Here is a 14,470-nt window from a genome sequence, read left to right as displayed (position 1 = left end):
AGCAGGCTCCTTAGCTTTGCGCGATTTTGCGTGGGATAAATTCGTTTGCCACCGCTTCGCCTTGTTGATGCTGGCGCTGCGGCTGCGGAATTTCTGGTATAGCGACATCCAGATGTGGGAACAGCAGCTCGCCAACCTTGTATGCCTCTTCCAGATGTGGATACCCGGACAACACAAAACTGTCGATTCCCAGTGCGGCATACTCGTTGATACGCGCCGCGACCGTCGGACCATCTCCGACCAGCGCGGTACCCGCGCCACCGCGCACCAGTCCTACTCCTGCCCACAGGTTCGGGCTGATTTCCAGTTTGTCGCGTTTACCGTTGTGCAGTGCAGCCATTCGCTGCTGACCAACCGAATCTGTTCTTGAGAAGGCGGCCTGGGCTTTGGCAATGGTGTCGTCATCCAGATGGGCTATCAGACGATCCGCTGCCTGCCACGCCTCTTGCGTTGTCTCCCGGACGATCACATGTAGACGAATACCAAAGCGGATCTTGCGCCCGAGCGCCGCCGCTTTGGCCCGCACCTGTTCAATCTTCTCTTTCACCTGTTCTGGTGGCTCGCCCCAGGTCAGATAGAGATCAACCTGCTCGGCAGCAAGATCTTGTGCGACATCAGACGAACCGCCGAAATAAAGCGGTGGCCGGGGTTGTTGTACAGGAGGGAAAAACAGTTTCGCGCCGCGGACATGAATGTGTTTGCCGTTGAAATCCACGGTTTCACCTTGCAGCAAACGCCGCCAGACCTGAGTGAATTCAGCAGAGGCTTCATAGCGCTCGGTGTGATCAAGGAACACGCCGTCACCCGCCAGCTCTTGTGGATCGCTGCCGGTTACCAGGTTGAATAACGCCCGGCCGTTAGAGAGTCTGTCGAGCGTCGCGGCCTGGCGGGCGGCGACCGTCGGCGAGGTTACGCTTGGACGAAGCGCGACCAGAAACTTTAATCGCTGGGTGACTGGGATCATCGACGCGGCGACCAGCCAGGCATCTTCACAGGAGCGACCGGTTGGGATCAGAACGCCAGTAAATCCCAGACGATCGGCTGTTTGCGCAATTTGTTGCAAATAACCGTGATCGACCGGGCGAGAACCTTCTTCCGTTCCCAGATAATGACCGTCACCGTGGGTGGGTAAAAACCAGAACATGTTCAGACTCATAATTTTTCTCCTGCCTGCTGAGTGGGTTGCCAGATACGCTGGCGAATATCGATTTTTTTCGGCACCAGACGGTTGTCATAAAACAGATCGGCGGTTTGTTGTTGTAGGGCGGCAACAGAGGCGCTGACGGGCGTAATGGTGGTTGGCGGACGGTGATCCAGATAAGACGCAATTACCGGCTCGGGCAGGCCCATGGTTTTAGCCAGCAGAGTAATACTTTGCTGGCGTTGGCTGAGAGTTAACGCATCCGCCTGGCTAAAGGTATCCAGCACGCCAAGAACAAAAGCGCTATTTTTTTCGGCATAAGGACGTGCAGCGAGATAAAACGAACCGGTCTGCTTGAGGTCTGAGCCGTCTTTCAGCACGCGCACATCACCTTGCAGTAATGCGGCCGAATAGTAGGGATCCCAGATAGCCCACGCATCCACGTTTCCTTGCTGGAAGGCCGCTCGCGCATCGGCGGGGGTCAGATAAGTCGGTTGAATATCGGTAAATTTCAACCCTGCCTGTTGCAGCGCCCGGAGCAGTAAATTGTGGGCGCTGGAACCTTTCTGGAAGGCGACTTTATGCCCTTTGAGCTGCGCAACGCTCTGGATCGGGCTATTTTTCGGCACCAGAATCACTTCGGCTTTCGGTTTGGGTGGTTCGACGCCCACATAAACCAGATCGGCTCCGGCGGCCTGGGCGAAAATTGGCGGAATGTCACCGGTACTGCCGAGATCGATACTGCCGATATTGAGTGCTTCCAGCATTTGCGGTCCAGCCGGGAACTCAATCCACGAGATTTTGGTCTGTGGGTAGCGTTTCTCCAGTAGCTGATGACTTTTTGCCAGCACCATGCTGACGCTTCCTTTCTGGTAGCCAATGCGCAGGGCATCCGGAGCCGATTCTGCGGCATGCGCCAAGGATGACAGTGACAGCAGCCCGGTTAATGCCAGCCATGAGGTGTGACGCTTGAGCAGATTAAGCATGGGCGGCACCTCGCAGGGCGTTCAGTTGCGGGAGTTGGACATCGCGACGATGCAACGCCAGCCAGAAAGTGTCGAGCGCACTGTCCAGGCGCTGCTGCAGGTTGGGCGTAAACTGCGGTTTATGCTGATAATCGATGACCTGCGAATCATCGGCAAACACGCCGTGCAGGATCTCCTGAGCCTTTAACGCGCTCAGCACCGGTTTCAGCGCGTAATCGACGGCCAGTAAATGCGCCACACTGCCGCCAGTCGCCAGCGGCAAAACCACTTTTCCTTCCAGCGCCCGCTCGGGGAGCAGATCGAGCAGCGTTTTCAGTGCGCCAGAGTAAGCGGCTTTGTAGACCGGCGTTGCGACAATCAGCCCGTCAGCATCCTGCAGTTGTTCGATAAATGTTTTCAGCGCCGGACTGTCAAAACGGGCATAGATCAGGTCTTCCGGGGCAAAGTTGTGCAGGTTCCAGTGAAAGACTTCGACATCCTGGCCGTTCAATTTTTCTCGGGCATATTCCAGCAACGCGCTGGAGCGAGAGGGAAAGCGTGGGCTTCCCGCCAGAGTGATGACGCGCATAATTTTATTCTCCCCTTATAATCAATTGTTTGCTTTTGATTAACATTGATAACAATTTGTGCAGTCTGGCAGAGAGACTTTGTTTATCGAAATGATTTATACGGGATAGAAAAGTTGAAAAATGAATAAAAAGGAGGAAGCAGGAAAACGATTGCTATTTATTGCCGCAGGTCAATTCCCTTTTTGCTCGCGATCGCACATAATACGCCCCCGGTTTGCACACCGGGAATCCAGGAGAGTTCATGTACTACCCCTTCGTTCGTAAAGCCCTTTTCCAGCTCGATCCAGAGCGCGCTCATGAATTGACATTCCAGCAATTACGTCGCATTACCGGCACGCCGCTCGAAGCGCTTGTCCGCCAGAAAGTACCCGCAAAACCGGTTACCTGTATGGGGCTGACGTTTAAAAATCCACTCGGGCTTGCTGCCGGACTGGATAAAGACGGGGAGTGCATTGATGCGCTCGGCGCGATGGGATTTGGTTCCATTGAGATTGGTACCGTGACGCCGCGTCCTCAGCCGGGTAATGATAAACCACGTCTGTTTCGTCTGGTCGATGCAGAAGGTTTGATCAACCGCATGGGGTTTAATAACCTGGGGGTTGATAACCTGGTTGAGAACGTCAAAAAATCGCATTTTGACGGTATTCTGGGGATTAATATTGGTAAGAATAAAGATACTCCGGTAGAGAACGGCAAAGATGACTATCTGATTTGTATGGAAAAAGTCTATGCTTATGCTGGTTATATCGCGATTAATATCTCTTCACCGAATACGCCGGGATTACGTACGCTGCAATATGGTGAGGCGCTGGATGATCTTCTGACGGCAATTAAAAATAAGCAAAATGATCTGCAAGCGATCCACCATAAATATGTTCCAGTGGCGGTTAAGATCGCCCCGGATCTTTCTGTGGAAGAACTGATCCAGGTTGCTGATAGTTTAGTTCGTCATAATATTGATGGCGTAATTGCGACTAACACCACTCTCGATCGTTCTCTCGTTCAGGGAATGAAAAATTGCGATCAAATGGGTGGCCTGAGCGGTCGACCGTTACAATTAAAAAGTACAGAAATTATTCGCCAGTTGTCTCAGGAATTAAAAGGTCAGCTGCCGATTATTGGGGTTGGTGGTATCGACTCAGTAATCGCGGCGCGTGAGAAAATAGCTGCCGGTGCTTCCCTGGTACAGATTTATTCGGGCTTTATTTTTAAAGGCCCACCGTTGATTAAAGAAATCGTCACCAATATCTGAATGCTACCTTAATCACAATCCAGGGCTTTATTTCTGGCCCTGGTTGTTTTATATTCCTTTACTGTTGCTTATTTAAACATTCTGAGCTTTTATTATTAAGGCAATAAACGAAGCGGCAAAAGGATACTGTCGTAATGGTGATGATTAAGGAAAGGAGAGAAACTGATGCGAATTAAACCCGACGATAACTGGCGCTGGTATTATGATGAAGAGCACGATCGTATGATGCTCGATTTAGCCAATGGCATGTTATTCCGTTCGCGTTTTGCTCGTAAAATGCTCACTCCGGATGCATTTTCTCCGTCGGGTTTTTGTGTTGATGACGCCGCGCTTTATTTTTCGTTTGAAGAAAAATGTCGCTACCTGGATTTAGCCAAAGAGCAAAAGGCGGAACTGGTGCTTAATGCGCTGGTGGCGATTCGTTACCTTAAACCGCAAATGCCAAAAAGCTGGCACTTTGTCGCACACGGTATTAACTGGTCGCCAGTCGTGGGGGATGCTGCTTGTGTGGATTTAAGCGATACGGATGAACAGGTAAACCTGTTAGTGGTTGAACCGGGTGAAAATGCCGCGCTTTGTCTGCTTGCACAACCTGGTGTGGTTATTGCCGGGCGAACAATGCAACTTGGCGACGCGATTAAAATAATGAATGACCGACTGAAACCGCAGGTTATTGCCGACAGTTTCAGCCTTGAACAGGCGGTTTAACTCTCCAGCCTGATTGTCGTTTTGGGAACGCAACTGCAGCACAGAATCGTCCCGTCATCCCCAATCGCTGATTTTTTCAGCGGACTAACTTCGCCTTCCAACAGTCGAATTCGACAGCATCCGCAAATTCCTGCCCGGCATGAATAGGGCACCCTGATACCCTGGTTTTCCAGCTGTTCAAGCAATACCTGCTGATTATTTCCGCGAAAGGTCTGGCCCTGCCAGTCAATAAGTACCGTGGCATCGGGCTGTTGTTCCAGTGCTGTATCGTCTGACTCCGTCGCACCGTAAGCTCTGGCGGGACCGGTTGCCAAAATTTCTACCTCATCGCCGACGCGAATAACGCCACTGTTGCGTGCGATAAGATTCTGGCCGAAATCAACGTCGCCGTTATCCACCGCTGTCCGGAAGGTTTGCAGCGTGGCGAGCGGCTCGCCAGACGGATGTTTCTGGCCTTTTTCTGGGCTAACGGTAGTGAAAATGCAGCGGCTACAGGGTTTTGCCACATCAAAAATGACGTCGCCAATGCGAATCACTTTCCAGGTGTCTTCTGCCCAGGCGTCAGCCCCCGAAACCACCAGATTGGGGCGAAACTGTTCCATTTTGACGCTTGCCGGACAGCGCTGTTGCACATCGCGCAGAGATGCTTCGTTGGCCAGCAGGTAGGGATAACCATCGGCAAAGGACAAAGGAACATCAGCGTGGCGCTTCACCCGGCGTGTCAGTTGCGGACCCACCCAGCGCAACTGCACGTCACGGGAGAAAAAGCCGCTCAGCCACAGGTTGATAGCCGCTGGCGCAATACGCGCGGTAAAATGATTTCCCCACACTTCAGTCGGCGCATCCTGGGTGGCGAAGTCTGCGAATCGCACGAGCGCGCTGCTGCCGTCTGGAGCCGTGAGATGAAGTCCATCGTGGAAAGGGGAAGGGGTAAAGCGGACCATTTGCGGGAACTGTCGGGCGGTAATGAACGTCCCGTCGGGTTCGGTAATCATAAATATACGATCCAGGGCGAGACCGCTCACGTCTGCCAGGGCGTGCGTGAGTCCAATTCCACGCATTGATTTAACCGGATGAATAAAAAGTCGGGTCAACGTTACCACTGCACAGCCCCTTGAACGAAAATAAGCCTTCAACTTTATGACATACAGCCCATATTAGCTATAATGCGCAGCAATTTTCTAGGAGTAAAAGTGACATTATGAATTCTCTGTTTGCCAGTACGGCCCGTGGGCTGGAAGAGCTGTTAAAAACTGAACTGGAAAACCTCGGCGCGCTGGAGTGTCAGGTCGTTCAGGGTGGGGTCCATTTTAAGGGCGACACGCGGCTTGTTTACCAGAGCCTGATGTGGAGCCGCCTGGCCTCGCGCATTATCCTGCCGATGGGAGAGTACAAGGTCTACAGCGATCTTGATCTGTACCTCGGCGTTCAGGCAATCGACTGGACAGAGATATTTAATCCTGGTGCTACGTTTGCCGTCCATTTTAGCGGCCTGAACGAGACCATTCGTAACAGCCAGTACGGCGCGCTGAAGGTCAAGGATGCGATTGTCGATGCCTTTACCCGCAAAAATCTGCCGCGTCCGAATGTGGATCGTGAATCTCCGGATCTGCGAATCAATGTCTGGTTGAACAAAGATACCGCCAGCATTGCGCTCGATCTGAGCGGTGACGGTTTGCATCAGCGCGGTTATCGCGATCGCGCGGGTCAGGCGCCGATTAAAGAGACGCTGGCCGCCGCTATTGTTATGCGTTCTGGCTGGCAGCCGGGCACACCGTTACTCGATCCGATGTGCGGCTCCGGCACGCTGCTGATTGAAGCGGCGATGTGGGCAACCGATCGCGCGCCGGGCCTGCACCGCGGGTACTGGGGCTTTAGCGGTTGGGCACAGCACGATGAAGCCGTCTGGCAAGAGGTTAAAGCCGAAGCTCAGGTGCGTGCGCGTAAGGGGCTTGCTGACTATACTTCGCACTTCTATGGCTCCGACAGCGATGCGCGCGTGATTGAAAAAGCGCGTAGTAACGCCCGCCGCGCAGGTATTGCCGATCTGATGACATTTGACGTTAAAGATGTCGCCAAACTGAGTAATCCACTGCCGAAGGGACCGTATGGTACGGTGATCAGTAACCCGCCCTACGGCGAACGTCTGGATAGCGAACCGGCGCTGATTGCCCTGCATAGCTTGCTGGGCCGTACGATGAAAAACCAGTTTGGCGGCTGGAATTTGTCGCTGTTCAGCGCCTCTCCGGATTTGCTCAGCAGCCTGCAATTGCGCGCTGATAAGCAGTTCAAAGCGAAAAACGGTCCGCTGGATTGCGTACAGAAAAACTATCACGTTGCAGAGACCACTGCGGACAGCAAGCCAGCCACGGTCGCGGAAGATTATGCCAATCGCCTGCGCAAGAATATCAAGAAGCTGGAAAAATGGGCTCGTCAGGAAGGAATTGAATGCTATCGCCTGTATGATGCTGACCTGCCGGAATACAACGTTGCAGTGGACCGTTACGGTGAGTGGGTCGTGGTTCAGGAATACGCTCCGCCGAAGACGGTCGATGCGCAAAAAGCACGTCAACGTCTGTTCGATATCATTGCCGCAACGTTGTCGGTCCTGGAAATCGCGCCAAATAAACTGGTGCTGAAAACTCGTGAGCGGCAGAAAGGGAAGAACCAGTATCAGAAGATGAATGAGAAGGGTGAATTCATTGAGGTAAGCGAGTACAACGCGCGCCTGTGGGTCAACCTGACAGACTATCTTGATACCGGTTTGTTCCTCGATCACCGTATTGCGCGCCGTATGCTGGGCCAGATGAGTAAAGGTAAGGATTTCCTTAACCTGTTCTCCTACACCGGCAGTGCCAGCGTTCATGCCGGACTGGGCGGTGCGCGTAGTACCACGACAGTTGATATGTCGCGTACCTACCTGGAGTGGGCTGAGCGTAACCTGCGCTTGAACGGCCTGAGTGGTCGCGCTCACCGTTTAATTCAAGCCGATTGCCTGGGCTGGCTGCGCGATGCCAATGAACAGTTTGATCTGATTTTCATCGATCCGCCGACGTTCTCTAACTCAAAACGTATGGAAGACTCTTTTGATGTACAGCGCGATCATCTGGCGCTGATGAAAGATCTGAAACGTCTGCTGCGTAAAGACGGTACGATCATGTTCTCCAACAACAAGCGTGGGTTCCGTATGGATCTCGACGGTCTGGCTGAACTGGGATTAAAAGCACAAGAAATCACCCAAAAAACGCTTTCCCAGGATTTTGCCCGTAACCGTCAGATCCACAATTGCTGGCTGATTACCGCAGCCTGAAAGGATAAATAAATGTCATTGATCAGTATGCATGGTGCATGGCTGTCGTTCAGCGATGCGCCGCTTCTTGATAATGCAGAACTGCATATCGAAGATAACGAACGCGTCTGTCTGGTTGGCCGTAATGGCGCAGGTAAGTCGACGCTGATGAAGATCCTCAACCGTGAACAGGGTCTTGACGACGGGCGTATTATTTATGAGCAGGACCTGGTTGTGGCGCGTCTGCAGCAGGATCCGCCGCGTAATGTTGTGGGCAGCGTCTATGACTTCGTTGCCGAAGGTATTGAGGAACAGGCTGAATATCTGAAGCGTTATCACGATATTTCGCGCCTGGTGATGACCGATCCCAGCGACAGAAACCTGAATGAAATGGCGCGGGTTCAGGAAATGCTCGATCACCATAATCTGTGGCAGCTCGAAAGCCGCATTAATGAAGTGCTGGCGCAACTGGGACTGGATCCTAACGCCGCGCTTTCTTCGCTTTCGGGCGGCTGGCTGCGTAAGGCGGCGCTGGGCCGCGCGTTAGTGAGCAACCCGCGCGTACTGCTGCTGGATGAACCAACTAACCACCTGGATATTGAAACTATCGACTGGCTGGAAGGGTTCCTGAAATCCTTCAATGGGACTATTATTTTCATTTCCCACGACCGTTCATTTATTCGCAATATGGCGACGCGTATTGTCGATCTCGACCGCGGCAAGCTGGTGACCTATCCGGGGAACTACGATCAGTATCTGCTGGATAAAGAAGAAGCGCTGCGGGTGGAAGATCTCCAAAACGCGGAATTTGATCGCAAGCTGGCTCAGGAAGAAGTCTGGATCCGTCAGGGCATCAAAGCGCGTCGTACCCGTAATGAAGGCCGCGTGCGGGCGCTGAAAGCCATGCGTCGCGAGCGTGGCGAACGTCGCGAAGTGATGGGCACGGCGAAGATGCAGGTCGAAGAGGCGAGCCGCTCTGGCAAGATTGTCTTCGAAATGGAGAATGTTGATTACCAGGTTGATGGAAAGCAATTGGTAAAAGATTTCTCCGCGCAGGTGCAACGTAGCGACAAGATTGCGCTAATTGGACCTAACGGCTGCGGTAAAACAACGCTGCTGAAGCTAATGTTAGGTCAGCTTCAGGCTGATAGCGGACGCATTCACGTCGGCACGAAGCTGGAAGTGGCGTATTTCGATCAGCACCGCGCCGAACTGGATCCGGATAAAACCGTGATGGACAACCTTGCTGAGGGTAAGCAAGAGGTGCTGGTTAACGGTAAACCTCGCCATGTGCTGGGCTATCTCCAGGATTTCCTGTTCCATCCGAAACGGGCGATGACGCCAGTACGTGCGCTCTCTGGTGGGGAACGCAATCGCCTACTGCTGGCGCGTCTTTTTCTCAAACCCAGTAATCTTTTGATTCTCGATGAACCAACGAACGATCTGGACGTCGAAACGCTGGAACTGCTTGAAGAGCTGATTGATAGCTACCAGGGCACCGTGCTGCTGGTGAGCCACGACCGTCAGTTTGTGGATAATACCGTAACCGAATGCTGGATCTTCGAAGGCGGTGGTAAAATTGGTCGTTATGTCGGCGGTTATCATGATGCCCGCAGCCAGCAATCGCAGTATGTGGCGTTTAAACAGCCAGTTGCGAAAAAAACAGAGGAAACCGTTGCTCCTAAAGCAGAAATTGTCAAACGCAGCACGAGCAAACTAAGCTATAAACTGCAGCGCGAACTGGAGCTGCTCCCCGCGCTGCTTGAAGAACTGGAAGCTAAACTGGAAGCATTACAAGCTCAGGTAGCTGACGCCGCTTTTTTCAGTCAGCCGCATGAGCAAACGCAACAGGTATTAGCTAATCTGAACGAAGCTGAACAAGAACTTGAGCAAGCCTTTGAGCGCTGGGAGTATCTTGAGTCTTTGAAGAACGGCGCATAATTTAAAGGAGCACATATGTGCGAACATCACCATGCCGCGAAGCATATTCTGTGCTCGCAGTGTGACATGCTGGTGGCGTTACCTCGCCTTGAGCATGGTCAGAAAGCGGCATGTCCACGATGTGGCACTACGTTAACGGTTGAGTGGGACGCGCCACGGCAGCGTCCTACCGCCTATGTGTTAGCAGCATTATTTATGCTGCTTTTGTCAAACCTCTTTCCCTTTGTGAATATGAATGTTGCGGGGGTGAGCAGCGAAGTGACGCTGCTGCAAATCCCCAGCGTTCTCTTTTCGGAAGATTACGCCAGCCTCGGTACCTTCTTTATCTTATTCGTTCAGTTGGTTCCCGCTTTTTGCTTGTTGACCATTTTGCTGTTGGTGAATCGGGTTCATATGCCTGAGCGGCTTAAAACATGGCTGGCGCGTATTTTGTTTCAGTTAAAAAGCTGGGGAATGGCAGAAATTTTCCTCGCGGGCGTGCTGGTGAGCTTTGTTAAGCTGATGGCCTACGGCGATATCGGCGTGGGCAGCAGCTTCATCCCGTGGTGCATGTTTTGTATGCTCCAGTTGCGGGCTTTTCAGTGTGTGGATCGCCGTTGGCTGTGGGATGATATTGCCCCTATGCCAGCCATTAAGCAGGAATTAAAGCCTGGTGTGCCCGGCATCCGACAAGGATTGCGTTCCTGTTCCTGCTGCACCGCTATTCTTCCGGCAGACGAGCTGGTATGCCCACGCTGTCAGACGAAAGGTTATGTGCGGCGTAAAAACAGTCTGCAATGGACATTGGCATTACTGTTTACGTCGATCATGCTTTATCTTCCTGCCAATATTCTGCCGATCATGATCACCGATCTGCTCGGGTCAAAGCTGCCTTCAACGATACTCGAGGGCGTGGTTTTAATCTGGAGCGAAGGCTCTTACCCGGTGGCTGCGGTTATCTTTATCGCCAGTATTATGGTGCCGACGTTGAAAATGATCGCCATTGCCTGGCTGTGTTGGGATGCCAAAGGGCACGGCAAACGCGACAGTGAACGAATGCATTTAATTTATGAGGTTGTAGAATTTGTCGGTCGCTGGTCAATGATCGACGTTTTTGTAATTGCCGTACTCTCTGCGCTGGTGCGCATGGGAGGGTTAATGAACATTTATCCTGCAATGGGTGCTTTGATGTTTGCTTTAGTCGTCATTATGACAATGTTTTCTGCGATGACATTTGATCCCCGTCTGTCGTGGGACCGTGAACCAGATCATGAGGAGTCCTGACAGCATGGAATCTAAAAGTGGGGAAGCCAAAGTGCAAAAGGTAAAAAACTGGTCGCCCGTGTGGATATTCCCTATAGTCACTGCCCTCATTGGCGCGTGGGTCCTGTTTTATCACTACAGTCATCAGGGGCCACAAGTCACGCTGATTACCACCAATGCCGAAGGTATTGAAGGGGGCAAAACGACGATTAAGAGCCGCAGCGTGGATGTCGGCATCGTCGAGAGCGCAACCCTGACTGATGATTTGACCCATGTGGAAATTAAAGCTCGTCTTAACTCCGGAATGGAAAAGCTGCTGCATAAAGATTCTGTCTTTTGGGTGGTGAAGCCGCAGGTTGGGCGTGAAGGTATCAGTGGGCTCGGCACGCTATTGTCCGGGGCTTATATTGAACTGCAGCCTGGCAATAAAGGCAGCAAGCTGGAAAATTACCAACTGCTGGATTCACCGCCGCTGGCGCCGCCAGATGCGAAAGGGATCCGTGTGATTCTGGACAGCAAAAAAGCCGGTCAGTTGAGCCCGGGCGACCCGGTTCTGTTCCGTGGTTATCGTGTAGGTTCGGTTGAAACCAGCACATTTGATGCGCAAAAGCGTACGATTAGCTACCAGCTATTTATCAATGCGCCTAACGATCGTCTGGTGACCAGCAATGTGCGTTTCTGGAAGGACAGTGGGATCGCCGTGGATCTTACTTCGGCAGGTATGCGCGTGGAAATGGGATCTCTCTCCACGCTGTTTGGCGGTGGCGTAAGTTTTGATGTGCCAGAAGGGTTGGAACAAGGCGAACCGGTCGCACAACAGTCTGCGTTTAATCTTTATGACGACCAAAAAAGTATTCAGGATTCACTGTATACCGATCATATTGATTACCTGATGTTCTTTAAAGATTCAATTCGTGGCCTGCAGCCCGGCGCGCCACTGGAATTCCGTGGCATCCGTTTGGGTACGGTAAGTAAAGTACCTTTCTTCTCACCGAATATGCGTCAGGTCTTCAACAATGATTACCGCATTCCGGTGCTGGTACGTATCGAACCAGAACGTCTGAAGGCACAGCTGGGAGAAGATACTGATGTTGGCGCTCATCTGGCTGAATTGCTTAAACGCGGATTACGGGCATCGCTGAAAACCGGGAACCTGGTGACTGGCGCTCTGTATGTCGATCTCGACTTCTACCCGAAAGAACCGCCGATTACCGGTGTGCGCGAATTTAACGGTTATCAAATTATTCCGACCGTGAGCGGTGGTCTGGCGCAGATCCAGCAGCGACTGATGGAAGCGCTGGATAAGATTAACAATCTGCCGTTGAACCCGATGATTGAGCAGGCGACCAATACGTTGTCGGAAAGCCAGCGTACGATGAAGCATCTGCAAACCACGCTGGACAACATGAATAAGATCACGTCCAGTCAGTCGATGCAGGATCTTCCGGCGGATATGCAGAACACGCTGCGCGAACTGAACCGTAGTATGCAGGGCTTCCAGCCGGGTTCCGCCGCCTACAACAAGATGGTGGCGGATATGCAGCGTCTTGATCAGGTGCTGCGAGAACTGCAACCGGTACTGAAAACGTTGAACGATAAGAGCAATGCGCTGGTATTTGAAGCGAAGGACAAAAAAGATCCAGAGCCGAAGAGGGCGAAACAATGAAAAAGTGGCTAGTGGCGATGATGGCGGTCTGGCTGACGTCATGCAGCTCCAGCGGAGAAAATAAAAGCTATTACCAGCTTCCTATCGCGCAAGGGGGCGTACAGAGCTCAGCTAACCAGGGTAACCGTCTGCTGTGGGTTGAACAGATTGCGGTCCCGGACTATCTGGCGGGTAATGGGGTGGTTTACCAGACCAGCGATGTGCAATATGTGATAGCGAATAATAATCTCTGGGCCAGCCCATTAGATCAGCAATTGCGCAATACCCTGGTTACGAACCTCAGTATGCAGTTGCCTGGCTGGGTTGTCGCTTCGCAGCCGCTGGGAAGCACTCAGGACACGTTGAACGTTACCGTGACCGGCTTCCACGGTCGGTACGATGGTAAGGTCATCGTGAGCGGTGAATGGCTGCTGAATCACCAGGGGCAGTTGATCAAGCGTCCATTCCACATCGAAGCTGTACAGACTAAAGACGGCTACGATGAGATGGTGAAGGTTCTGGCCAACGCCTGGAGCCAGGAAGCGACGGCAATTGCTCAGGAGCTGAAACGCATCCCTTAAGCTTAAATAATTGTAAATTATGCCGCCCCTGGTTCATTGCCCGGGGCGGTTTTTTTTATTTTTTTAGCCGTGGAGATAGCTGTTCTGACAGACTATTTTTGTACAAATGATTTTGCGGGTAGCTCACAAATATGACACTGGCGTGAATTTTGCGCATTGACGAGCCTGATGTTTAGGGGTATTCGTTTTAGTGTGATTGCACACTTAGTAATCACTGTTTTCTTTTCCACCAGACCCAAAAGATGAGGGAAACGAGGCATGAAGAGACAAAAACGAGATCGCCTGGAACGGGCACATCAACGTGGATATCAGGCCGGCATTGCCGGACGCTCAAAAGAAATGTGTCCCTATCAGACGCTGAATCAGAGGTCATACTGGCTGGGAGGCTGGCGAGAAGCCATGGGGGATAGGGTTTTAATGGCCTGATTCTGTCTCTTTAGATAAAAGAAACCTCCGCAGAGCGGAGGTTTCGCCTTTTTGCCCACCAGACAAAACGAATAGACGTTAATGTCTGGCTGCTAAGCTGACCTTGATTAGAACGCGGAAGTGTCCTGGAACAGACCCACTTTCAGATCGTTTGCGGTATAGATCAGACGACCATCAACCAGCACTTCACCATCAGCCAAGCCCATGATCAGGCGACGATTAACGATGCGTTTGAAGTGAATGCGGTAAGTCACTTTCTTCGCAGTCGGCAGAACCTGGCCGGTGAATTTAACTTCGCCTACGCCCAGCGCGCGGCCTTTACCTTCGCCGCCCAGCCAGCCGAGATAGAATCCAACCAGCTGCCACATGGCATCCAGACCCAGGCAGCCCGGCATCACCGGATCGCCGATAAAGTGGCATCCGAAGAACCACAGGTCCGGGTTGATATCCAGTTCAGCTTCAACATAACCTTTGTCAAAGTTGCCGCCGGTTTCGGTCATCTTGATGACACGGTCCATCATCAGCATGCTTGGTGCAGGCAGTTGTGGCCCTTTTGCGCCAAACAGCTCACCGCGACCAGAGGCAAGAAGGTCTTCTTTTGTATAGGATTCGCGTTTATCTACCATGTTCTCTGTAAGCCTTATTTTATTGAAGCACGCAGGATAGCTAACACGTGTACGCTGAACAAGT

13 protein-coding genes are annotated in these 14,470 nt (G+C 52.1%); 8 read left to right on the top strand and 5 right to left on the bottom strand.

All coding sequences use genetic code 11. The features are described from left to right. Nucleotides 1-10 precede the first annotated feature (10 nt). Genes ssuD through ssuE form a run of 3 tightly spaced genes read right to left on the bottom strand, consistent with a single transcriptional unit; the run spans nucleotide 11 to nucleotide 2,695 of the window. On the bottom strand, nucleotides 11-1,156 hold the full coding sequence (gene ssuD, locus HV302_RS15990) for an FMNH2-dependent alkanesulfonate monooxygenase (RefSeq protein WP_016156131.1): 1,146 nt from the start codon (nucleotides 1,154-1,156) through the stop codon (nucleotides 11-13). Then, entirely contained in the window at nucleotides 1,153-2,127 is a 975-nt protein-coding gene (locus HV302_RS15985) for a sulfonate ABC transporter substrate-binding protein (protein ID WP_181626265.1), read from the bottom strand. The genes ssuD and HV302_RS15985 overlap by 4 nt, the downstream gene beginning before the upstream one ends. Continuing rightward, nucleotides 2,120-2,695 carry an NADPH-dependent FMN reductase gene (gene ssuE / locus HV302_RS15980; RefSeq protein ID WP_016156133.1) on the bottom strand — a complete coding sequence of 192 codons (576 nt, stop codon included), beginning with the start codon at nucleotides 2,693-2,695 and terminating at the stop codon, nucleotides 2,120-2,122. Before ssuE ends, HV302_RS15985 begins: the two co-directional genes overlap by 8 nt. A 242-nt stretch (nucleotides 2,696-2,937) precedes the next feature. Here ssuE and pyrD point away from each other — a divergent pair, with 242 nt between their 5' ends. Further along, the gene (gene pyrD, locus HV302_RS15975) at nucleotides 2,938-3,948 is read left to right on the top strand and encodes a quinone-dependent dihydroorotate dehydrogenase (protein ID WP_016152472.1); all 1,011 of its coding nucleotides are present in this window, start codon (nucleotides 2,938-2,940) and stop codon (nucleotides 3,946-3,948) included. A 165-nt stretch (nucleotides 3,949-4,113) separates the two neighbouring features. Beyond that, nucleotides 4,114-4,656 (top strand): cell division protein ZapC, encoded by a 543-nt coding sequence (gene zapC / locus HV302_RS15970; protein ID WP_016152473.1) that lies wholly within the window; start codon nucleotides 4,114-4,116, stop codon nucleotides 4,654-4,656. Here the strand turns inward: zapC and HV302_RS15965 are convergent. Then, nucleotides 4,653-5,759 carry a YcbX family protein gene (locus HV302_RS15965; RefSeq protein ID WP_131405776.1) on the bottom strand — a complete coding sequence of 369 codons (1,107 nt, stop codon included), beginning with the start codon at nucleotides 5,757-5,759 and terminating at the stop codon, nucleotides 4,653-4,655. The two genes, zapC and HV302_RS15965, sit on opposite strands and share 4 nt — an antisense overlap. 98 nt (nucleotides 5,760-5,857) lie before the next feature. Between HV302_RS15965 and rlmKL the strand changes: the two genes are divergently transcribed. The 6 genes from rlmKL to rmf all read left to right on the top strand — a co-directional run bounded on the left by rlmKL (nucleotide 5,858) and on the right by rmf (nucleotide 13,780). Further along, complete coding sequence (gene rlmKL / locus HV302_RS15960) at nucleotides 5,858-7,966, top strand: bifunctional 23S rRNA (guanine(2069)-N(7))-methyltransferase RlmK/23S rRNA (guanine(2445)-N(2))-methyltransferase RlmL (protein ID WP_181626264.1); 2,109 nt, start codon at nucleotides 5,858-5,860, stop codon at nucleotides 7,964-7,966. Nucleotides 7,967-7,978: 12 nt separating this feature from the next. Next, nucleotides 7,979-9,886, top strand: a complete 1,908-nt coding sequence (locus HV302_RS15955) for an ABC transporter ATP-binding protein (protein WP_151222800.1) — start codon at nucleotides 7,979-7,981, stop codon at nucleotides 9,884-9,886. Nucleotides 9,887-9,901: 15 nt separating this feature from the next. Then, nucleotides 9,902-11,149, top strand: a complete 1,248-nt coding sequence (gene pqiA, locus HV302_RS15950; protein WP_016152477.1) for a membrane integrity-associated transporter subunit PqiA — start codon at nucleotides 9,902-9,904, stop codon at nucleotides 11,147-11,149. A 4-nt stretch (nucleotides 11,150-11,153) separates the two neighbouring features. After that, nucleotides 11,154-12,794, top strand: coding sequence for an intermembrane transport protein PqiB (pqiB, locus tag HV302_RS15945; RefSeq protein WP_003836843.1), 1,641 nt, complete (start codon nucleotides 11,154-11,156; stop codon nucleotides 12,792-12,794). Further along, a complete protein-coding gene (gene pqiC, locus HV302_RS15940; RefSeq protein ID WP_075847055.1) occupies nucleotides 12,791-13,354 on the top strand; it encodes a membrane integrity-associated transporter subunit PqiC in 564 nt (187 codons plus the stop codon). Before pqiB ends, pqiC begins: the two co-directional genes overlap by 4 nt. Before the next feature lie 258 nt (nucleotides 13,355-13,612). Continuing rightward, complete coding sequence (gene rmf / locus HV302_RS15935) at nucleotides 13,613-13,780, top strand: ribosome modulation factor (RefSeq protein ID WP_003035871.1); 168 nt, start codon at nucleotides 13,613-13,615, stop codon at nucleotides 13,778-13,780. Nucleotides 13,781-13,887: 107 nt separating this feature from the next. On the opposite strand, the gene fabA is transcribed toward rmf, so the two are convergent. Continuing rightward, on the bottom strand, nucleotides 13,888-14,406 hold the full coding sequence (fabA, locus tag HV302_RS15930; protein ID WP_003035875.1) for a bifunctional 3-hydroxydecanoyl-ACP dehydratase/trans-2-decenoyl-ACP isomerase: 519 nt from the start codon (nucleotides 14,404-14,406) through the stop codon (nucleotides 13,888-13,890). Nucleotides 14,407-14,470: the final 64 nt, after the last annotated feature.

Source organism: Citrobacter sp. RHBSTW-00859 (genome assembly GCF_013729795.1).
Taxonomy (GTDB): Bacteria; Pseudomonadota; Gammaproteobacteria; order Enterobacterales; family Enterobacteriaceae; genus Citrobacter; species Citrobacter braakii.
Note: the sequence above shows the minus strand (reverse complement) of the source record. Positions and strands in the feature narration are given on the sequence as shown.

What these genes read in the sequence shown, in the direction of transcription:
- HV302_RS15985 (WP_181626265.1), bottom strand. Translation starts at nt 2,127, where the DNA reads ATGCTTAATCTGCTCAAGCGTCACACCTCATGGCTGGCATTAACCGGG.
- ssuE (WP_016156133.1), bottom strand. Translation starts at nt 2,695, where the DNA reads ATGCGCGTCATCACTCTGGCGGGAAGCCCACGCTTTCCCTCTCGCTCC.
- pyrD (WP_016152472.1), top strand. Translation starts at nt 2,938, where the DNA reads ATGTACTACCCCTTCGTTCGTAAAGCCCTTTTCCAGCTCGATCCAGAG.
- fabA (WP_003035875.1), bottom strand. Translation starts at nt 14,406, where the DNA reads ATGGTAGATAAACGCGAATCCTATACAAAAGAAGACCTTCTTGCCTCT.
- rlmKL (WP_181626264.1), top strand. Translation starts at nt 5,858, where the DNA reads ATGAATTCTCTGTTTGCCAGTACGGCCCGTGGGCTGGAAGAGCTGTTA.
- pqiA (WP_016152477.1), top strand. Translation starts at nt 9,902, where the DNA reads ATGTGCGAACATCACCATGCCGCGAAGCATATTCTGTGCTCGCAGTGT.
- HV302_RS15955 (WP_151222800.1), top strand. Translation starts at nt 7,979, where the DNA reads ATGTCATTGATCAGTATGCATGGTGCATGGCTGTCGTTCAGCGATGCG.
- pqiB (WP_003836843.1), top strand. Translation starts at nt 11,154, where the DNA reads ATGGAATCTAAAAGTGGGGAAGCCAAAGTGCAAAAGGTAAAAAACTGG.
- ssuD (WP_016156131.1), bottom strand. Translation starts at nt 1,156, where the DNA reads ATGAGTCTGAACATGTTCTGGTTTTTACCCACCCACGGTGACGGTCAT.
- rmf (WP_003035871.1), top strand. Translation starts at nt 13,613, where the DNA reads ATGAAGAGACAAAAACGAGATCGCCTGGAACGGGCACATCAACGTGGA.
- zapC (WP_016152473.1), top strand. Translation starts at nt 4,114, where the DNA reads ATGCGAATTAAACCCGACGATAACTGGCGCTGGTATTATGATGAAGAG.
- pqiC (WP_075847055.1), top strand. Translation starts at nt 12,791, where the DNA reads ATGAAAAAGTGGCTAGTGGCGATGATGGCGGTCTGGCTGACGTCATGC.